The sequence below is a fragment of the Pedobacter suwonensis genome (assembly GCF_007833675.1).
GTDB lineage: Bacteria > Bacteroidota > Bacteroidia > Sphingobacteriales > Sphingobacteriaceae > Pedobacter > Pedobacter suwonensis.
The window spans coordinates 2,170,058-2,191,052 of record NZ_CP031708.1 but is presented as its reverse complement, the minus strand read 5'-3'; the positions used below and the strand labels follow the sequence as shown (position 1 = coordinate 2,191,052).

The following is a 20,995-nucleotide window of genomic DNA, read 5'->3' as shown; positions in this document are numbered from 1 at the left end:
CCGTGATTTCTGTGTTTCCGTGGCTAATTAATTTTTGCACGTGTTTTAAAAGCAATATCCCTGCAGGAAGTATAACAAAGCAGTTAATAGTTAATATTGTAGCTTCACGGTAACTTACTGTTAAAAATGCTTAACCCAGGGCCTTAACCTTTGTAATGTACAATGCTATTGACAAAAAAGCTAAAGTTAACATGCAAATAATGGTGGTCTTCGCAATTTTCACTGCCTCCGGAGATATGTTAAAAGTAAAGTCTATGTTTTCTCCCCTCATTGGGATATTTAATATATAAAAGAGGAAAAGATTAAAGCCAAGGATATAGATCAGCACTAAAATTGAAGCAATTCCTTTATTAAAACTACTGATGTATAAAAAAGTAGAATTGAACATTAAACCCACAAGTGACAAAACCCCAATCAGAGTAACCATAATTAGGCCTGCAATAATTGTCGAGGCTAGAAATGGTAGCACACTGCTATAGCCATCCTTATTTAAATAATAATTGTAAATTACTTTGTAGAGTTGAATAATCATCGTTGAAAGATTAGTAATTTGGTTGGCTGTGATTTTTATAAAGCGCCCTGTTGCTTAAACCCGATGCCTCAAACAATAACTTCAGCTAATTGTGTGTAACAATATGTTAGTCTCTATTTCTATCTTACACAGATCTTCGAAACAATGCCTGGCCTCGGCTTCTTCGGCAAAAAGCTAAATCAAATTAATGGTGATATTAACAACTCCGAAAACCCGGGAAACCGTTACAAATATAAAAGATAGCTGAAGTAGTTTTAGCATTACCTTGCAATCTAAATCGTTCCAACTGTGGTTATCTTTTATGAAAACAATAGAGGTATTGGTTCCCTCACCTTTAATGCTCAATTGAGGATTGCCAGGGAGTATTCTTGAGTTTTTCCTAAACACTGCGATTTTGGACTAAACAAGAAGTGATTACCCAAAAGCAAACTCTAAAATAAATTTAAATATTGAAATTCAAATATTATATAGCCAACATCCTCTAAATCCTTTGCTTCTTATCCTGAACTCACTGTAAATAATAAATGATTATAATTAAATTAGTATATAAATTTTTAATAATCTAAACTAAAACTCATGGAATCAGTTAACGTCACATCTTCAAACTTAGTCAGTACGTATGGACCGCTTGTAATTACAGGTACACCTTCTACAACTGCACAGCAAATCTATGTAACAGTATCTATCGGTGGTACTATTGTAACGCAGAACAATCTTACCCCAGCAGCACCTAACCTTGTATGGAACAATGCAACAGTGGGTGGCTACACTACCTCGGGCGCGGTAAGTGCCTACTTTGCAACCGGCTCTGATACCAACCTTGTTACTACAGGCACTACGAGCGAACCCAGCATTCCGCTTACATGGTCTTCAGCCCGTGGTGGCTCAGGCAATTATAGCGGGCATGTATTTATCTGGTAGTGTTGAACAATAAAAGGGAGAGGTTCAAGCTCTCCCTTTTTATTCATACATCATCTGAATTGAATGAAAAGTCGGAGCATATGCAAGGCAGAACATCTGTTGGCGAAGCGTTGGGCATGGAGCTAATTTATCAGTTGGTATACAAATTGCAACTAATAATTACTCTGCCTCCGTCATTCTATAGCCTGGTCAATTTTTTTTTAAAAAATGGCTATACCCAAATCAATTATCGATTTTATCTTCTCAGTTAATAATCAAATTAAATGGGTTTATAACCACATTTAATACAACCAAATCTATTTGTCCTTTGCTATTATCTACTTTTGGCTGTAGATTTTCTAAAGCATTTAAAAAACCGCTATTATAATTTATCCCCTTATCAGTGGTTCGATAATGAAAAAAAGGAATCAAGACAAGCTTTGAAGCATATTGTTCGTAGGTAACATTTAGTGATTTTATTTTTTTAATTAATGTGGTATCCAGTCTGATCGCTCTGGTTGTTTCGTTCATCACCTCTTTCGGAAAATAAACGTCCTTAATTTTTCCGGCTTTGTCAAACGCTAGGGTAATTGAATATAAGTGAACAAAATCGCTTGGTGTCGCTGAAAGAAGCTTATTGTCCAGATGCTTTATAACACCTTGTTAATTACTAGCCTTATATCGTTCTGTATCTTTTTTTCTTGTGCACAACAAAAAGAACATATTAACAGCAATAATAAAGTGATATTTTTCTTCATGTTTCTCAATTACAATATGTTCCCAATTTATCAGCTGCAGACTTATTTTTATGTTTATCATTAGCGCCTTTTGCGCCGTAAATGGCCGTTGCCTTTGCATCTTTGAGTATTTCTATTTTCTCAATCCAGTCTGGCGATAGCTTACCCAATTTCGTGGCTTCGATTGTACAGGTTTTATCGCGGGCTTTGATCAGGTAAAGTGGCGATCTGTTCAGGGAGATTGTTGATATACCGCCAAGCATGATCCTTTTCTCCACGCTTAATCCGATCACCATGTTATCATTCAAATAAGTTTCAGTGGGGGTATAGCCTGGCAGGTTGATGATGAATTTGGATAATGTTTCGTGATCAGCCAGGTTTAGCTCAAATCTGCCAAATGAATCGGTTATCGCCATTACATCGTCTTCTCCCATCCGCTTTACTTTAACACTGGCAAGTGCTTTACCATTCTCCTGGTCAACTACTGTTCCCTTTATGCTAACTAGTAAGGTGGGGAGGCTGGCCGCTGATGGTTTGGTTTCATTGGCGTCTTTGTGCTGGGCTTCGGTTTGTACCACTGCCGGTTTTGTCTTCTGTGCCCGGGCCGGGCTGATGGCGAGTGCGGCCAGGGCTAGTGGCATGAGCCATTGCCAGCCGATCTTTGCCGGGGGCAGTATCAGGTCGCGGTTCATCTGGCTGGCCAGCAGGCGCCCGCATACGTTATCGCTTTTGTGTTTAAAAAAGTCTGCCAGTTCCGTATCTGATTTGGTGGTGAGGTCTACGATGTTTTTTTCGCATTTGCCGCAATAATGTTTGCCGTCTGGCTGCTCAATGTCGCTCCATTGTTGTAAGCATGGCTTGGTGAGGATCAATTGCAGGCTTTTCATGGGCTTAGGTTTTATACAGGATGCGGTAAAGTGGGGAATTCCATAACAGGTCTGGTGTTTATTGGCCAGTTTTGGTCAACGTCTTGTTTCGATTCGGTATTGATCAGCCCCGGTAATGATTGTAAGTTTGTTTTTTTTGTTAAAAGGTGCTGCCCCGATGTTTATTCAGGTCTATGTTCGTGTTTATGTAAATTTACACTAAAGTGTAGTGGCCTGGAAGGTTATAACATTTTTTTTTGTGTAAAAGATGATCAAACCATGTTAAAAAAAGTTTTAACCTTATTATCAGGTTCATTATTGTTCACTGCTTGTACGGTAAGCAAGCAGTGGAATAGCAAGCAAACCCAACAATCCTGGGAGGCAACGTTTCAGGATTTTAGCGGGAATGAAAAGCTAAAATTTCCCCCTCATAAAGATCATATATTATATCTTAATGCTAAACTGGCTACAACTTCGGGATCATTACAGCTTTTTGCTAATGAGAAAAGGTTAACTCATCCCAATCCGGTTAGCCACCATAAGCTGGATTTAAAAAATAAACTGCTGATAAAATTGGCAGGAAACCACGCCAAAGGCTCTTTTCGGTTAAATTATCCTCAATTTGCCAAAAAAAATATTGAGGTTCGCTATAATTCCAACATCGAATTATTGGCACTGAGTTATATTTTAGTAAACTATGATGATTTTACAGGCTTTTCTGATGACCAGTCATTTGAAATTAATGGTCAACCCGTAAAAGTTAAAGCGCTTTATGCCTTAACTACCAAAATAGCCAACACCTTTAAATCATTTTTAAAATCAGAAAATCTTAAGGTAATCAAAACCTATTTCGATAAAGATTTCTATGCGCATTATGCAAACTTTGTTATAAGCCTACCGGATTTTCCGAATGCCACGGTAGAAAAAGATAACCGTTTTATGAAATCCTTTTCCAGTTTGTCAGATGCACAAAGATTTACAGCTGCATTTAACAACTTTTTCCTGGAAATAAATTTTCAGAAATTTTTGGTGGATTTTAAGCCTTATTATGAAACTGTCCAGAAAGAAATTAAGTTGAACATGCCCGCCTCAAACTTCATTGTAGAAATGGAGAATCTTTTTGGAAAAGAGGTAGAACATTATGTGCTTTACCCAAGTTTAACCATGCCCTTCAGTTCCGGTTTTGCGGTAGGAAGTCAAAATACAATAGGAAATATATTTGCAAGCACTAACCAACCAAAAGAAGTTGATGATATCAAGCAGCTGAAACTTGGTTTTGACAATAGTTTATCTTTACGCACCATAGCCGTCCATGAATTTGGGCATGCCTTTGTTAATCCGGCAATAGATCTGGTTGATGAAAAAATCATTAGTGCCAGTGCTCCTTTATTTGAACCCATTAAAAAGGAGATGAGTGAGCAGGGTTATAACCAATGGAAAATTTGCTTGTATGAACATTTTAACCGGGCAAATGAAGTGATGATTGCGAGATTGTTAGGCGATAAGCTAAAAGCAGACGAAATCTTAAAAGACAATGTAGACAAACGTTTTTACCGCTACCTGCCTCAAATAGTAGATCAACTGGAGTTTTGGTATAACAACGAGTTCCTTGATAAATCCTACGCACAAAAAGCTGCCGAGATCATTACAGAATTAAAGGCAAAATAGATCATCATGGGTACGATAAACGTCTGGTTACCGGATTGTAAATAAAAATAATTAGGGGTTTAGCAGCTAAGAAGGTGTATAAATCCGCTATCTTCTAAGTATAAAAAGAACAGCAGTGCGGCCATGATTTATTTTTGACTATGCGGCTTCTGAACCACATTTCATAAAACCTTTTTTTACGTAAACATTTAGTTTAAACCGGCCATTTTCTTCCTCCAGTGCCTTTCATCATATTTTTTAAATGATATTATAACCTCCCCATATATTCAAACCCATTATTGTTCGCAATGGTAAGCAAGGGGTGGATATTCTCTAAAAACCTATTTTTCAAATCTGTTTCAGGCAATTGCTTCGCAATGCTCGGGCTAAAGAAGGCTTTAGCAATGCCGGGGTAGGTCTTAATCAAGAGCTTTAACTTATTATATTACTGTAAGTTTTATTATGAGGAGTGTATGTTCGCAAAAGAAGTCGCTACTTGTGTTTTTTGATATTATATGTATATATTTAATGAATGATATTATTGTAATTAATCATTCATTAACCTCTTTCATTTTAGAAAAAAAATGAATCTCAGACAATCTAAAACGCTATGGCAGACGGGCATCTCATGCCTTTTGTTGCTCTTCATCGGTTCCTGTAAAAAGGACCACAAAGAGGAAATCTCCTGCCTGGGTATAAGCGAGCTGAAAAGCTGGTATTCCAAACAGATACTGGACAACAAGACAAGTATGTTTGCAGGCTACATTCCTAACTGGGAAAGAAGCTATACCAGTTCAAAAGAGGGTTACACGGTCACCGAGATCGGTTTCAGCAACCCCAACAAAGTTGCCGAAATTACAGGAACAACAGTTGCCGGTGACGCTGATAAAGACCGTGCTGCCACTGAAACACAAGTAAAACTGCTCTTTTTCAATCGGCCAGGCTCGCAAGCCGTATTCGCAGCCTATATGTTGCTTCGTGGCAATGAAAAACAGTCCCCCACCAGCGTTCACTACAAGGACTTCGGGCAGTATAGTGGTACAATTAAATATTTCAATATCGACGGTTCGTTCCAGAACGGTTATGTAATCAGTTCGGGAAAGGTCGCGAAGACCATCACCCGATCGGCACTGACCGCGAGCCAGCTGCTCAACCTGAAGGAAAGAAAAAATGTTGTTGGTAATGGACCCGGTGACCGCGTTATGCTGTATGACAGCAACACCAACTGCGATGTATCTGTTACGGATTATTATTACGAGACCTGCGTATACATCCAAGGGCATCCTGAATACGGAACATACTGCTCTTACCAGTTTGCCTATTCTGTTTCGACAATTACTTGCTATGGCTCTGGAGGTAACGGGGCAGGCGGAGATGGAAGTTACACGGGTGGTGGTAGTGGTACCGGTGGCGGAAGTACCGGAAGTCCGCCTACGGCTCCGACACCAGATGCTTATAACCTGTGCGACCGGTTGGCGAAAGTACATGCTGTGGCTTCGAATGCATCTTTTGCGAAAAAAAATACCGATGCCAGAATGAGCACAGCGGCAACCGGAAATGAATATGGTTATGAGCAAAACCTGACCAGCGTGAACGGAAGTACCTATAAAAACATTGAATTGCGCACTGACAACAGTACTAATTCATTTAATTCCAATTTTAGCTGGAATGCTACAAATGGGTATACGATTGGGGACGTACATACTCATCCTCTTGGTTCAGCTCCTTCACCGGCCGATATTTTCGGTATGGTGAAAAATCTCAACAATACGGCTCTCCAGAATGCAGGGGCGGCTGATATTACATTTTACAAACAGAATGTTTCTATTACGGTACTTACTTCTGGTGGTAACTATGTAGTAACTGTTAAGGACTGGACCCAGCTAAGCGCGGCTTATGCAACCTATAAGAATGATATCACGGCCTATAATGAAAACTATGCCCTGCTGATGAGCTAGCCAGGAGGAAGCACTCAGGCAATCCTTGGCCTATTGGGCAATGCGATCAATCTTTATAAATCCGACAGCAACAATGTGATGAAGCCCATGGTTCTGGGTTCGGATGGAAATGTTACTGAATTTAATTGTAACCCGGGATCAGTGGAATAATAAACAAAAAAGAGAACAGACATGAAAACAATACTAATTGCAGCATTATTGAGCTGCCTTTCCATCTTACAGCAGGAAGAGCCGTTAAGCAAGGTAGCCAATGTTGAGCTTCCCCAAAAATCGCAAAGGATCAACAATAATAACCTATCTGCAGATACAAAAAACAGGTTTAAATCCACTATGGCCATATCGCAGTACAAACACCTATATGAGGTTGACAAAGTGCTTCTGGCATTTTCAGATTACAACGAAACAAAAAACAATTTAAAGGCACTGGAGGACCGCAGGGACGAATGGCTTGGAGGCATGAACGAGCTTGGATTAAAATCCAATATCGACAGGGCGGAGATCATCAAGATTAACAATACCAGGTTCCTTATCATGTCGTTAAAGAACGATGATGAATATTACAGTTCCTTTATTTCCGACAAAAAAGGATTGAAGGGAATATCAGGAAGCGTTCAATACAAAGCAGAGAATAGGGAACAGGGTGAAAAAGTGCTGTTAGATTTCCTCAAGCGTATCAGCTTTAAAGCGCCATCCTTGTCAGGCGACAATTAATCCAAACTTCCATAGATTTCCTTTAACTTAAATAATAGCATCGCTAGCCCGCTGGACGATTACAGCGGCCACCTTAGCCCTTGCATTTTTATTACGCCTTAATCATTAACGATAATAATAAATGCCGTTAACCATCGCAACGCCGCAGGTAGTTTCAAAAGCGTTACGTGTGCTTTCCGGGGTACGGGTTCCCCATATATTCCACATCAGGCCCTGGTTATTGCGGATAGACCATGCCTGTGCTGCATTGGCATCAAGCCAGGACCCGTAATTACCTGCTGTACCGGTATTTTTTACAAAAAGGCAGGCCCAGCGTGCAAAAATACTTTTCATGCCCTGTGTATCAGCAATGCCATTCTCATCCTTTAAAATTCCTCCGGGCGTATTACAAAGGCTATTGCGTGCATAATCCATCGCTTTGGTACCCATTGCCAGGTAGTTTATTGCAGGGAAATCAGCACGTAATAAATCACATGCGCCAATAAAAGTTCCCTGCGTATAAGAAAGCGCACCCTCGGTAATGGTACCGGCCTTGTTTATTGCCCCTTTAACTTCACCGCTTGATGAATCGTAAAGTCTGTTCACCATCCAATCCATAATAAGCTTAGCCTTGTTTTTATAACTTACATCGCCTGTTGCCTGGTACAACAGCATCGCACATATTACTGCCGGCGCGTTTACACAGGTATTTTTAGTCTGGTTATCGGTAGTCCACCATAAGCCACCACCTAACGATTGGGTATCCCAGGCGCGGTTCCACATCATGTTAAAGTTGTTTTTTGCCATATCCAGCATGCCGCCGTCATTGGTTATTTTAAAAGCCCTTACACACATTAGTGCCCCCCAAACAATATCATCATTAAATTTATTGTCGGCCCACAGTAAACCATAACCATCCCTTACGCCATTGTATAAATAAGATATCTTATTTTTTAAATCGGTGCCGGGATTGATATTGTAGGCATCTATCAGCATTTCAATCGCTTCCTGCTGGGTCCAGAAATCCATTCTACCGGTATGGTTATCATCTTTCCAGTAATATGCTTTATATGAAGGCCCGTATGTACCGTATTGATTATAAAAATGGTTGTTATAAACCTGCATGGCCAGTAAGGCATCACTCTTTGCAGGTATGGAAAGGGTTGCCACCGCATTAGATGTTGCATGGAGAGCGCTTTTTTCAGGTGATAACAGTGCGCTATCCGACTGATCTTTTTTACAGGCAGTAAACAAACAGCCGAAGGCGAATATGGTTGCCAAAAGTTTTTTATTGCTCAATTTCAGTCCGTAGGTATTTAACCCCCATGGCTTAATGGTAATTTTCTTTTTCATAGTTGAAGCTGATGTTTATAGATTGGGATGTATTTGGTTAGCCGTAAAACGATTTAATGTTTAATGATATGAATATACACACTTGTAATGAACAACATACAATAATGGCAGGCGCAACGAATATTTTACAAAATACGCAATCGCAATCACAATGAAAGATCAAATTTCTGGTTTAGGTGGAACAAAAGATAAGCTTGTTAATGGAAAAATGTAAATACACCACTACGGGATTAAATTAATTTTATCTATTAAAAGTTTTCCATATCCATTCCCGCGATACTCTTCACGATTGGGGTGTGTTCATTTTGAAAACCTGATCTTCTTCCTGTACATTTTTTTGATGTCAATCAGGATCACCCCATTAGCGCCTTTTGCGCCATAAATGGCCGTAGCCTTTACATCTTTCAGTATTTCTATTTTTTCAATCCAGTCTGGTGATAGCTCAGCTATTTTTGAGGCATCAATTGTACAGCTTTTATTTCCGGCCCTGATCAAGTAAAGCGGCGATCTGTTCAGGGAAATTGTCGATATACCGCCGAGCATGATCCTTTTCTCAGCGATTAATTTAATTACCATGTTATCATTCAGATAGGTTTCGATAGGGGTGTAGCCTGGCAGGTTGATGATGAATTTGGATAATTTGTCGCGATCAGCCAGGTTTAGTTCAAATCTGCCAAGTGAATCGGTTATCGCCATTACATCGTCTTCTCCCATCCGCCTTACTTTAACACAGGCAAGTGCTTTACCATTCTCCTGGTCAACTACTGTTCCCTTTATGCTAATTAGTAAGGTGGGGAGGTTGGCCGATGATGCTGTGGTTTCATTGGCGTCTTTGTGCTGGGCTTCGGTTTGTACCACTGCCGGTTTTGTCTTTTGTGCCTGTGCCGGGCCAACGGCCATTGCGGCCAGGGCTAGTGGCACGAGCCATTGCCAGCCTATCTTTGCCGGGGGCAGTATCAGGTCGCGGTTCATCTGGCTGGCCAGCAGGCGTCCGCATACCTTATCGCTTTTGTGCTTAAAAAAATCCAGCAGTTCCGTATCTGATTTGGTGGTGAGGTCTACGATGTTTTTTTCGCATTTGCCGCAATAATGTTTGCCGTCAGGCTGCTCAATGCCGCTCCATTGCTGTAAGCATGGCTTGGTCAAAATCAATTGCAGGTTTTTCATGGATTTAGGTTTTATATAGGATGCGGTAGATTGACTAATTCCATAATCGGTTTGGTTCTTATGGGTCAGTTTTAGTTAACGTCTGGTTTCAGTTGTCCTGGTGTATTTCAACAAAAGAAGCGAGGTATAATTGCTATCCTGAAATAATTAGCTATTATTGAGCATTAATTACGCGCCTCATGTTTAAAAAACTATTCATTTTAACTACCTTTCTGGTTGCTGGTATAGCCGGTTATGGTCAAATCGTTCATCCAGAGCTGATGGGGCAAAAGATAGCTGTAGCCGTTAAGCAAGAACAACAGCTCAAAAGTAAAATCTATAAAGGTGGGGGCGATATCCTTACACCAAAAGACATGGCCTTTCCGATCCGTTACCTCAGAGAAGAAAAAAATATCCCCAACCTCATTGTGCAATATACCTTTAGCAAAAACGACTCTGTTATCCGCAACATTGAATATGAGTGGGATGCCAGGAATTTTAATGAATCAGATCATAACGTTAAGCCTATCTCCTTTGATAAAGTTTTAATTGAGCGTTATAATGGGCTGTTAGCGTATTTTACCAAAAAATATGGCCCTGGTACTGCCAAAGGAGATTTAACTAACCTTGCAAAAATTGATAGCCTTGGCGGGTTAACCCGTACCGATAAATGGAATACTAACGGCCAGGTTGATGTGTTGATGTATACGGCAATTTCCAATTATCATCAGGCACAGCCCCATGCTTTCAGGATCTCCACGCACCGGATAAGGGCGTATTTGGCTCAACCAAAGAAATAATCTTCAAGAGATTCATTATGAAGTGCCTGGCATCGTGTAATTATGAAAAGAATGCAGGAGCTTTTTTTATCACTCAATTTACAGCCCCATATTATGAGAATATTAATGTTTACGCTTGTACTGTTTGTTTCTGGCAGGACAGTTTTTGCACAGGAAAGTATCTGGACAAAACAGACTAAGATTACCGAGGTAATTGCTTTTGAAAAGAAGCTTGATCCTGATGCGAAATTTCTTTCCTACCATGTGTCACTTGCTAAGGAATATTATCCGCTCGGCGACCGTTATCAAACGGTAGACCCGATTATTGTTCAGCGTAAGGCGGTTGGTGCATTACAGGTTTATGCAGAATATTTTTATACGGACAAAGATTCGCTATTGCGGCTGGTTTCTTATGATTGGGAAAAGGGCCGTTATGGAGACCTGAAAGATGTACTGGAGAGCCGGATGGAGGAAGGCGGGAAACTGGACATCTATATAGGTGAATATATAAGGATCAGGGAACAGCTTATTAAAACGTTTGGCAAACCTAACCAGGCTGATGAAAAACCGAAATCGGTTCCTTTTGAGGGGCAGAGCTACCTCAGCCAAAAAACACTTTGGGAAACTGATGCGGTGCACACTGATCTGAATATGATATTTGGGGCCGGTACCTATCGGATCAGGTTAACGCTGTATTGGAAGAAATAGTGTTGTATTTTAGCCAGGTTAAGCTACAAAAACTTCCCCATATACTCAAAACCATTATTGTTCGCAATGGTAAGCAGCGGCTGTATATTCTCTAAAAACCTTCCCCGTAAATCCGTTTCAGGCAATTGCTGTGCATCGGCATTAGGGAACAGGCTCAGGTAATCTTCCATTATGGGCTCTTTGGGGTAGTTTTCGGTCATCACTTGTATAGCCGTTTTTTGCAGCAGATAGTATCCGTCAAAGTAATCTTCCATCCTGGGCAACTTGTTATTCTTGCGGCTGTTAAATGATGGATCGGCCGGGATGAGGTTCCAGATCAGATCATGCGATACAAAGGCGTAGGGTATAAAATGTTCAACGGCGAAGCTGCCATGTACCAGTTTTTTATGCGTGTATATACATTCCAACGGGCCGGTATGGTCTAAAACCCTGTTCCAGAATTTACGCTGGTTGAGCAGGTTGTTCCGGCGTGCAGGTTTAATCAGTTTATTCGGGATATCAGGAACGTTGGGGTTATGTTTTTGCAGGTAAATGCTCAGGTGCCAGTAGCAAAATGCCTTTAAAATACCGGCATGCTCAACCAGGTAACCATGCCATAGGGGGTTTATGGTAAGGTTTTGCTCATCAAGGGCATATGGACAATCATTTTCAAAATTTGCCGAAAGGCGGTATATTTCAGCACGGTTACCTTTTAATTCCGGAAACCATGGGCTCAGGTAGCGGTGCGGTACCTCGTTATCAAAATACTGTATGGCTCTGGCCGTTAACGGGTTCAGGCTATTAATAATTTTCTGTTTAACCACTTCCTGTTTTTCATCAATGGTAATACCTTCCAGTTCACGGATCTGGCTTATGGCCCGTTGCAATTGGTCTTGCTTGCCGAATGAGATATGGAAATAATTTACGGTATACCAGGCTAACGAAACCATGCCTGCAAAAAGGTGATGCTTAGGTATTACGGTCTTTCCTGCTTCTAGTTCTGATAAAATGGATAACAGCCAGTAATATTTATAGGTTGCAGATGTGTTATTGAAACTTGCAGCTAAAAGGTTTACAGGTAAGCGTTCGTCGATAGGTATCATACAGCGGCAAGATATTCAATACATAGAGATTAAGGAAATATTTTTTCAAGGCTTAATGCATAAACAACATTATTCAGTCACTTAGAGATTTTCACTAGCATTAGCCGTCAAAACAGATCCCTGAACCATCACAGCGATATCCAGGGTTTCTTTTGATATTTCGATCCCGATGAAATAGACATACCTTTTTGTTTTATTTAATGCATCCATAGGTGAGGGTTTTATTTCCCATCCTGTACGGTCAGGCGTTTTTCTACAAAATAGGTCTTACCTTTAGCAATAGCTCTGACTCACCTGACCGTTCTTTTAATTGGTGCTGACCATTAACTTACCGGGCCTTTTGCTCACGCTTTGGTCTTTCCTTGGTTAACATTTAAGTCTTCTCCCGATAATCATGGTCATTCAATTAAATTTTGATGGGACATTATCTCAAATCCGGTTTATTCAACATGGGTAGTTTTCCCGTAGGCTTAAACAAATTTAGCCATCAAAGGTGATTTAATCAATTTAGTTTTTTTAAATATCACCGGTTCAGGGCATATTAATAACTATTACTGAAAATTCAATTTTGCTGGTATGAATCAGCAAAAAATGACCTGATTCAGGAGCATTGTTGACTAAATTTAGATATACATTTAAAAGAATTTTATAGAAATATTGAAAGGACGAGTTTAAATCATTCATTAAAAGTCCAGAATAATCGAAATGACTATGACTCAAACGGAAATCCGTTGTAATCTCGCAAGAACTTTCCGAAATTTGTTTTCTGATGAGATTTAGCAATCCACCATGTTATTAATTTAATAATTTAATTTTGTTCCCTCCAATAATATTGAAATGATAGCAAAAGAGATTAGACAGGCATTCCTTAGTTTTTTTGAATCGAAACAACATCATGTTGTTCCCTCGGCACCGATAGTAGTTAAAAACGATCCCACTTTAATGTTTACCAACGCCGGTATGAACCAGTTTAAAGATCTTTTTTTAGGGGAAGCCGCTATAAAATATTCTCGGGTTGCAGATACACAACGCTGTTTACGTGTTTCGGGTAAACATAACGATCTGGAAGAGGTTGGTGTTGATACCTATCACCATACCATGTTCGAAATGTTGGGCAACTGGAGCTTTGGCGATTATTTCAAAAAGGAGGCGATTGCCTGGAGTTGGGAATTGTTGACGGAGGTTTATAAAATCCCTAAGGATAAATTATATGTTACTTATTTCGAAGGCGATGAAAAAGAAGGGCTGGAGAAAGACCAGGAAGCCTACGATTTATGGAAACAATATGTAGATGAAAGCCATATTTTACCTGGAAACAAAAAAGATAACTTTTGGGAAATGGGCGATACAGGGCCGTGCGGACCATGTTCAGAAATCCATGTAGATTGCCGTACGGATGAAGAAAGGGCTTTGATTGATGGAGCTACGCTCGTCAATGCAGATCACCCGCAGGTAATCGAAATCTGGAACAATGTATTTATGCAGTTTAACCGTTTAAAAAATGGTTCATTGCAGAGCTTGCCAGCCAAACATGTTGATACCGGGATGGGCTTTGAACGTTTGGTGCGCGTTTTACAGGAAAAAATCTCCAACTACGATACCGATGTTTTCCAACCGATGATTCAATTCATTGCAGAAAAATCGGGTATTAAATATGGTGCCGACGAGAAAACCGATATTGCCATGCGCGTCATGGCCGATCACATCCGTGCCATTTCCTTTGTGATTGCAGATGGTCAGTTGCCTTCTAATAATAAAGCCGGTTATGTTATCCGTAGGATTTTACGCAGGGCTGTACGTTATGCCTATACCTTTTTAAACTTTAAAGAACCATTTTTAAATCAATTGGTTCCGCTATTGGCAGAGCAGTTTAAAGGTGTTTTTGATGAACTGATTTCGCAGCAGGATTTTGTACAAAAAGTAGTCTTGGAAGAAGAGGTTTCTTTCTTGAGAACTTTATCTACAGGTATTCAGCGTTTCGAAAAATACCAGGCTGCAAATAATGTGGTTGAAGGCGGTTTTGCTTTCGAATTATCAGATACCTTTGGTTTCCCTATTGATTTAACGGAATTAATGGCTCGCGAAAACGGTTGGAGTGTTGATCTTGTAGGCTACGAACAGGCGCTTAAAAAACAAAAAGACGATAGCCGTGCCGCAACTGCCATTGATACTGGTGACTGGATTATCGTAAATGCTGATGATCAAAGTGAGTTTGTGGGTTATGATGATTTGGAAATTGAAACCGAGATCTTAAAATACCGTAAAGTAAAAGCTAAAGGGAAAGAACAGTATCAGATTGTATTGCGCCAAACGCCATTTTATGCTGAAAGCGGTGGTCAGGTAGGCGATACCGGACGTTTAGAAGACCATAGCCGCCAGTTTTGGGTAGACATCACAGATACAAAAAAAGAAAACGGTCTGACCGTTCATTTTACCGATATATTGCCAGATAATCTGGAAGGAAAATTCTGGGCAGTTGTAGATGAAGATAAACGGATCTTAACTGAAGATAATCACTCGGCTACGCACTTGTTGCACGCCGCTTTAAAACAGGTGCTGGGCAAACATGTCAACCAGAAAGGTTCCTTGGTGAATGCAGATTACCTGCGTTTTGATTTTTCTCACTTTGCTAAAGTGACTGATGAGGAATTAGCACAGATTGAAGTAATTGTAAATCAGAAAATCAGACAAAACATTAAATTAAAAGAACAACGTAATGTTCCTTATCAGGATGCCATTGAAAGTGGTGTTACGGCTTTATTTGGCGAAAAGTATGGCGATTTTGTGCGCATGATCACTTTTGACGATCATTTTTCCAAAGAGCTTTGTGGCGGTACGCACGTAAAAGCGACCGGACAGATCGGCTCGTTCAAAATTGTTTCAGAAAGCGCTGTTGCAGCCGGGGTTCGCCGGATCGAAGCCATAACTGCTGATAAAGCTGAGCAGTATTTCCTTGATCAAAGAAAAGAATTGGGTCATTTAAAGGCTTTACTAAACGGGAGTAAAGATTTATCTGCAGCTGTGCAGGCATTGCTTGATGAAAATGCAAAACTGAAAAAGGAGATCGAAAAATCGACGATAGAACGCGTAAATACGTTGAAACAAGATATTGTACATCATGTAAGAGGTATAAATGGCGTTAACCTGATTGCTAAACACATTGATCTACAAAGCGCTGAGGCCGTTAAAAACCTGGCTTTCTCTTTAAGAGATATGGTTGATAATCTTTTCCTGGTTTTCACGACAGAAATTGATGGCAAACCAGGAATAACAGTGATGCTGGCTGATCAGCTGGTGAAACAAGGATTAAATGCTTCAAATATTGTTCGCGAACTGGGTAAAGAAATCCAGGGCGGTGGCGGTGGACAGCCGTTTTATGCTACAGCAGGAGGTAAAAATCCGGCAGGTTTAAAGTTTGTTCTGGAAAAAGCAGAAAGTTTTATTCCACATCACTAACTTTATTCTCACTTAAGATTTGAGTAAATATGGGGGCGTTGTAACTAGTCTCTTGGTTATCCACATGACTGATCTAGTAGTAAATTTAGATGATTCATGATTATTACTATTTTTTTTAGTTTTATTTCTCTATTTCTATATCTTTGATTGTGCCACTAGACGCGTTAATAAAAAAGTTAAATTTATACGGTAAAGAAGGCTTGTTCTTTCTTTCAGATTCAAGTTGGCGTAGTGCATCAAATCTATCTAAAAGAATCGCGCAAAGTCTGAGTGAGTTATGTCCAGATGCTTTTTTTAGCATTAATGACGAACCTCTAATATTATTTTTTGATAATCCACTTGATAGCTTAACTATCGAAAGGCAATGCTGGAATTTTAATCAGGCACCAGTCGTATTTATTATTGAGGATGATAATGTGCGGATATTAAATGGATTTAGCTACCTTAAGAACGTAGGTCTAAATGTTTTATCCACAGATCCAACTGACTTTGAATATTTTAAATTAATTACTGGAGAGTCCTGGGAAAATTATAAACACCAATTTGACAATCGGAATCGTGTCGACAGCAAATTGCTCAAGAACATTGATTCGGCAAGATCTTTATTAATTGATAATTTTAATTTACCAGCTAAAACAGCTAATTTTCTTATAGGTAGAATTATATTCATCAGGTACCTTATAGATAGAGAAGTCGAACTCAAGAAATACGGAATCCTATCCAAAGATGATTTTTATCAGATATTAGTTTCTAAACAAAAGGCTTATACTTTTTTCAATAATCTTCAAAAAGATTTTAATGGGAATCTTTTTCCGTTAAAGTATAAGATTGAGGACGTCGACGTAAATGAAAGTGATACGGTTAGCGAGCAGCATTTAAATGTTATTGTCGACCTGCTAAAAGGTAATATAATTGGTAACGAACAGATATCTTTATTTGATGTCTACAATTTTTCTATCATACCGATAGAGTTTGTAAGCAATGTTTATGAGAAATTTATAGGAAAGAGCGAACAAGCTAAACATGGAGCTTATTATACTCCTCTCTTTTTAGTTGATTATATCCAAAAGGATACAGTTACTAAGTATTTTGATAAAAATCACTTGGAATTCAATTGTAAAGTGCTTGATCCAGCTTGTGGCTCAGGAATTTTTCTTGTGGAAACCCTGCGTCAGATCGTTTATCAGTATCAGAAAAATAACCCAGAATATAGTCTAGAGCACAATACAGAAGGCTATAAAAAGGCCCTCAAAAAATTATTAACAGACAATATATATGGAATTGATAAAGACGAGAACGCAATTAGCGTTGCTATCTTTTCCCTCTACATTACTTTATTGGATTATTTGAAACCAAGTAGTATCGTTAATTTCCAATTTCCGTTTTTATTAGGTAATAATTTTTTTGTCAATGATTTTTTCGATCTATCTGCGGATTATAATAATATCTTAAATGCTCATCATTTTCAGTTCATTTTAGGTAACCCTCCCTGGGCATCGAAACATCCTGTGGGCAAACAATTATTCGAGATATATTGGGAAGCTAAGGAGAAAAAGGAAAAATCGGTAATAAAGCTTAGCAATAGGGAAATTGCTCAGGCCTTTTTGCTCAGGGTTTCTGATTTTAAATATTCAGAGTGTGCTCTTATTATTACAAGCAAGATTTTATACAATATAAAGGCAATTACTTTTCGCAGTTACTTCCTCAATAATTTTACAATAAGGAAATTATTGGAACTATCCTCTGTTCGAAAGCATGTCTTTGATAAGTCCAATGATAGCGCTGTAGCACCCGCATCTATTATCTTCTTTAAAAATACGGAGGAAAAAAGCAATAATAAAACTAATATCATTACTCATATATCTTTAAAGCCCAACTTGTACTTTGAGGTTTTTAAATTGCTGGTAATCGAGAAGTATGATTATAAAGAAGTGCAACAATCTTTTTTTATCGATAACGACTGGCTTTGGAAAGTCCTTGTGTATGGAAACGTGTTAGATTTTCATTTTATCAAGAGACTTAAGGATCACGATTCAATAAATGATTATCTCTCCGACGACACTAAGTTTATCTACGGGAAGGGAATCTGCGTAAATGGTGGCGACGAAAATACTATCATTGAACATAAAAAAATAAACAGTTCGATAGATTCAAAGAAAAGAGGTTTAGCGCCATATCATATTAACTATACAAAAAACTTTCTCTCTAATCTAAATTTTGTACACCGACCTAGACAGCTTGCACTTTATCAGGCACCTACTTTACTCGTAGGCAAAGGTATTACGAAGGAATTTAAGGCAAAAGCAGCGATATCAGATAGAGATGTAATTTTTACAGATGCTATAACATCTATAAAATCCTTAGAAGGTGATCTCAGTTTTCTAAAGTTTTTACTGGCTCTATTTAATTCTGACCTTTTTAGCTACTATCTTATTCAAACAAATTCTTCTGTAGGTATAGAGAGAGAACAAACCCATGATAAGGAGGATAAGTTTTCAATGCCGATTGTTTACAATGGTATTGATTCCCATTTAATTAAGTTGACAGATGATATTACTGCTGCAACAATGACCTATTATCAAAAGGACTTTCATGATTTTGAAAGGCAAGAGTTAGCGGAATTAATTACTTCATTAAATAAACAGGTTACTAGAGAGCTATTTAAGATATACGGACTAACAAAACAAGAGCTTTCTTTGATTTCATATACAATTGATTTTGTGATTCCAGCACTAAATGATTTCTCCCCAGCCAAATTCAAAGGGGCAGTTGATAGATTATTTTTAGCAAAATATGCAAGGGTGTTTATTGAGCATTTTAACAACATTTATTATAAAGATGATAATTACTTTGAGATAGAAATTTTCTTATCCCAATACGCTATAGGGATTTACTGTAAGGTGATTCCTCAACCGTCTATCTTTGAGAGCCAGATCAATTGGGTCAAAACTGATTTCAATCGATTGTTGACAATTTTTACAACACTGAGTTTTTCTACCCTTAGTCAAGATCTTTTCATGCAAAAGGATATAAAAGGATTTGAGAAGGATGGTTTTTACATTATTAAGCCAAACCAGTATAAATGCTGGCATGAGGCTTTGGCGTATCAGGATTTAAGTGAAATTATTGAGGCTATTCATCAAACGCAATCCGACTATGAATAACCTTAATGCTTCGATTTTCTCCAAAAGCCATATCTATTTGGATAGAGAGTTTGAGTTTATCCTTCGAGGTATTTACATGTGCTATCAAAACATGTTAGTAGATTATGCCGAGGTGGAAAATAATGAAAATAAAATAAGAAATCGCCTGTATAGAGATTATTTGAAAAAAGTTTCGGTCAAACAAAGCTTAGGATTAGAGCATTATATTTTTCATCCGGAAGTGCCAGAAGTTGATGCGGAGTATAATGAAAGTGCCAGAACGGATTTTATGGTATATAATAGTTTAACTTACGTAAAGGATGAATTGGCATATTATATCATTGAATGTAAGAGAATTGATGGATCAAAAACACTTAATGATAAGTATACTGAAAATGGTATCGACCGGTTCATTCAGGATCGATATCCTAGTAATAGGAAGGTTAATGCAATGCTGGGGTTTATAGTCAAACCTCTAAAAATCAATGAAAATTCACTAAAAATTCCCTCATTAAAAAAATATCCATTTATTGATGATTTTGAGTTTAGTTACACCTCTTCTCATACTACAAATCGCAAAATAAAGGTTACTTTGTACCATTTGATGTTGGATTTTTCCACAATTATCAAGAAAAAATAAATTAGACCTTTGTTTCTATCGTGGCAGTATTTTTTTATTCAATACACTTATTAGAACCTCCATACAAGGGATGGGGACATGAGTTTAACTATTCAAAAAGAAGTCATATTTTTTCATCAATTTTAAACAAAAATCTGATTCCTCTTTTGTAAATAGCTCTCTGTATTCAGGAATGCATACAAGATACTCAAGTGAAAGCTCTACTTTATGTGGAATAAACTCTTCTAGTTTGCGAAAGCCTGACTTCATTTCATTCTGCCCCATTTCCTCTCTTAAAATACGGTGGATAAAATTAGCCCCGCCACCGTCTCTTATAATTCTGGCTTGTAAGTCGTCATAGTTTAGCGGAACTCCTATTTTTCTCGAAGTGGTGATTGAGTTTTGAATAGCCTCTTCCAATTTTTTATGGAGTTCCATCAATCTTGTTTCTTCAGGATCTAGAACCTTTTCTTTATCAAGCAAGGTAATACTGTTTAAGTTGCTATAATGATCTACTTTAAGCGAATGTTCATTTTTTATCTTTTCAAATCTAAACGAAAATTGCTTGAATAAAAGAGTATCTACAAAATCGTCAAAAATGTCAATGACAATTATATTTTCTTCGCTATTTCTAGCGGTGTATGACCAATTGTAAGAGCCGTTAATGAGATAATTATTGTCTACAAGGCAAAATTTATGGTGCATAAAAATTGTTGTGCAAACGTAAAGACTACCACCAGATTCTAAAAACTTTCTAAAACGGTGGGGGTAAATGAAGTTCTGTTCTGAGTTACTTAGGATAACGGTTACAGTAATGCCTTTCAGGCTAATAGTAGTCAATTCCCGAATCAGATCCTCATCGGTTAGCCATGCAACCGCAACCCGTACTGAATGTTCTGCCGATTTTATTAATGTTACAATTTCATTTTTGATATTTCCAAAATAGGCCTTGATTTTCATTGATAATTATGGGCGTTAATAGTTGATAAACTAAAAATAACACAATAATATATCTATGTGGAGGAAAGAAATAAATTATACATCTAAGTGATTTAATGTTTTACGATTACATCCATAATAAAGCTTTTTCTAGGCTAATGTTTTTAATAACAGTATTTCTGCTCTCAATATATTCTATGATTAAAGAGGTAGCTTAACTCTCTAAATTTTTCACACTAATAGTGGCTGCAAAACATAAATCCCCTATAAGGGTTTGACTTACAGAGGATTTATTGGGTTTTTGTGATCCCGCTGGGATTCGAACCCAGGACCACTACATTAAAAGTGTAATGCTCTACCAGCTGAGCTACGGAATCTTAAAGAGCTGCAAAGGTAGAATTTTTTAGCACAAAATCATTCTGATACAAAAAATATATTCT

General features: G+C 38.3%; 17 protein-coding genes and 1 tRNA gene. 9 read left to right on the top strand and 9 right to left on the bottom strand.

Annotated elements, in window-relative coordinates; all coding sequences use genetic code 11:
- Window positions 1-130 precede the first annotated feature (130 nt).
- Window positions 131-532, bottom strand: a complete 402-nt coding sequence (locus tag DV942_RS08730; protein ID WP_145856886.1) for a hypothetical protein — start codon at window positions 530-532, stop codon at window positions 131-133.
- 576 nt (window positions 533-1,108) lie between these two features.
- Here DV942_RS08730 and DV942_RS08725 point away from each other — a divergent pair.
- Window positions 1,109-1,453 carry a hypothetical protein gene (locus DV942_RS08725; protein ID WP_145856885.1) on the top strand — a complete coding sequence of 115 codons (345 nt, stop codon included), beginning with the start codon at window positions 1,109-1,111 and terminating at the stop codon, window positions 1,451-1,453.
- 243 nt (window positions 1,454-1,696) lie between these two features.
- On the opposite strand, the gene DV942_RS08720 is transcribed toward DV942_RS08725, so the two are convergent.
- Window positions 1,697-1,963: a hypothetical protein gene (locus DV942_RS08720; RefSeq protein WP_145856883.1), complete on the bottom strand. Its 267-nt coding sequence runs from the start codon at window positions 1,961-1,963 to the stop codon at window positions 1,697-1,699.
- A 232-nt stretch (window positions 1,964-2,195) separates the two neighbouring features.
- Window positions 2,196-3,056, bottom strand: a complete 861-nt coding sequence (locus tag DV942_RS08715) for a hypothetical protein (protein WP_145856881.1) — start codon at window positions 3,054-3,056, stop codon at window positions 2,196-2,198.
- A gap of 258 nt (window positions 3,057-3,314) precedes the next feature.
- Here DV942_RS08715 and DV942_RS08710 point away from each other — a divergent pair, with 258 nt between their 5' ends.
- From DV942_RS08710 to DV942_RS08700, 3 genes are all read left to right on the top strand, one after another.
- The gene (locus DV942_RS08710; RefSeq protein WP_145856878.1) at window positions 3,315-4,703 is read left to right on the top strand and encodes a DUF4932 domain-containing protein; all 1,389 of its coding nucleotides are present in this window, start codon (window positions 3,315-3,317) and stop codon (window positions 4,701-4,703) included.
- 563 nt (window positions 4,704-5,266) lie between these two features.
- The gene (locus DV942_RS08705) at window positions 5,267-6,640 is read left to right on the top strand and encodes a hypothetical protein (protein ID WP_145856876.1); all 1,374 of its coding nucleotides are present in this window, start codon (window positions 5,267-5,269) and stop codon (window positions 6,638-6,640) included.
- 171 nt (window positions 6,641-6,811) lie between these two features.
- Window positions 6,812-7,351, top strand: a complete 540-nt coding sequence (locus tag DV942_RS08700) for a hypothetical protein (protein ID WP_145856874.1) — start codon at window positions 6,812-6,814, stop codon at window positions 7,349-7,351.
- 105 nt (window positions 7,352-7,456) lie between these two features.
- On the opposite strand, the gene DV942_RS08695 is transcribed toward DV942_RS08700, so the two are convergent.
- Window positions 7,457-8,683: a glycoside hydrolase family 76 protein gene (locus DV942_RS08695; protein ID WP_145856872.1), complete on the bottom strand. Its 1,227-nt coding sequence runs from the start codon at window positions 8,681-8,683 to the stop codon at window positions 7,457-7,459.
- Window positions 8,684-8,983: 300 nt separating this feature from the next.
- A complete protein-coding gene (locus DV942_RS08690; RefSeq protein ID WP_145856870.1) occupies window positions 8,984-9,850 on the bottom strand; it encodes a hypothetical protein in 867 nt (288 codons plus the stop codon).
- Window positions 9,851-10,029: 179 nt separating this feature from the next.
- Between DV942_RS08690 and DV942_RS08685 the strand changes: the two genes are divergently transcribed.
- Both DV942_RS08685 and DV942_RS08680 read left to right on the top strand, forming a co-directional pair.
- Window positions 10,030-10,629, top strand: a complete 600-nt coding sequence (locus DV942_RS08685; protein ID WP_145856868.1) for a hypothetical protein — start codon at window positions 10,030-10,032, stop codon at window positions 10,627-10,629.
- Window positions 10,630-10,722: 93 nt separating this feature from the next.
- On the top strand, window positions 10,723-11,316 hold the full coding sequence (locus tag DV942_RS08680; protein ID WP_145856866.1) for a hypothetical protein: 594 nt from the start codon (window positions 10,723-10,725) through the stop codon (window positions 11,314-11,316).
- Window positions 11,317-11,339: 23 nt separating this feature from the next.
- On the opposite strand, the gene DV942_RS08675 is transcribed toward DV942_RS08680, so the two are convergent.
- Complete coding sequence (locus DV942_RS08675; RefSeq protein WP_145856863.1) at window positions 11,340-12,398, bottom strand: HNH endonuclease domain-containing protein; 1,059 nt, start codon at window positions 12,396-12,398, stop codon at window positions 11,340-11,342.
- Window positions 12,399-12,479: 81 nt separating this feature from the next.
- Window positions 12,480-12,608 carry a hypothetical protein gene (locus DV942_RS24000; RefSeq protein WP_280525562.1) on the bottom strand — a complete coding sequence of 43 codons (129 nt, stop codon included), beginning with the start codon at window positions 12,606-12,608 and terminating at the stop codon, window positions 12,480-12,482.
- Between the two features lie 627 nt (window positions 12,609-13,235).
- Here DV942_RS24000 and alaS point away from each other — a divergent pair.
- The 3 genes from alaS (at window position 13,236) to DV942_RS08660 (ending at window position 19,637) form a co-directional block, all read left to right on the top strand.
- Window positions 13,236-15,854: an alanine--tRNA ligase gene (alaS, locus tag DV942_RS08670; RefSeq protein WP_145856861.1), complete on the top strand. Its 2,619-nt coding sequence runs from the start codon at window positions 13,236-13,238 to the stop codon at window positions 15,852-15,854.
- Between the two features lie 149 nt (window positions 15,855-16,003).
- Window positions 16,004-19,018 (top strand): Eco57I restriction-modification methylase domain-containing protein, encoded by a 3,015-nt coding sequence (locus DV942_RS08665; protein ID WP_145856860.1) that lies wholly within the window; start codon window positions 16,004-16,006, stop codon window positions 19,016-19,018.
- Window positions 19,011-19,637, top strand: a complete 627-nt coding sequence (locus DV942_RS08660) for a hypothetical protein (RefSeq protein WP_145856858.1) — start codon at window positions 19,011-19,013, stop codon at window positions 19,635-19,637. The genes DV942_RS08665 and DV942_RS08660 overlap by 8 nt, the downstream gene beginning before the upstream one ends.
- Window positions 19,638-19,721: 84 nt before the next feature.
- Here DV942_RS08660 and DV942_RS08655 read toward each other — a convergent pair whose 3' ends face one another.
- Together DV942_RS08655 and DV942_RS08650 are read right to left on the bottom strand one after the other, a co-directional pair.
- Window positions 19,722-20,576, bottom strand: a complete 855-nt coding sequence (locus tag DV942_RS08655; RefSeq protein ID WP_145856856.1) for a phospholipase D-like domain-containing protein — start codon at window positions 20,574-20,576, stop codon at window positions 19,722-19,724.
- 283 nt (window positions 20,577-20,859) lie between these two features.
- A tRNA-Lys gene (locus DV942_RS08650) sits at window positions 20,860-20,932 on the bottom strand.
- Window positions 20,933-20,995: the final 63 nt, after the last annotated feature.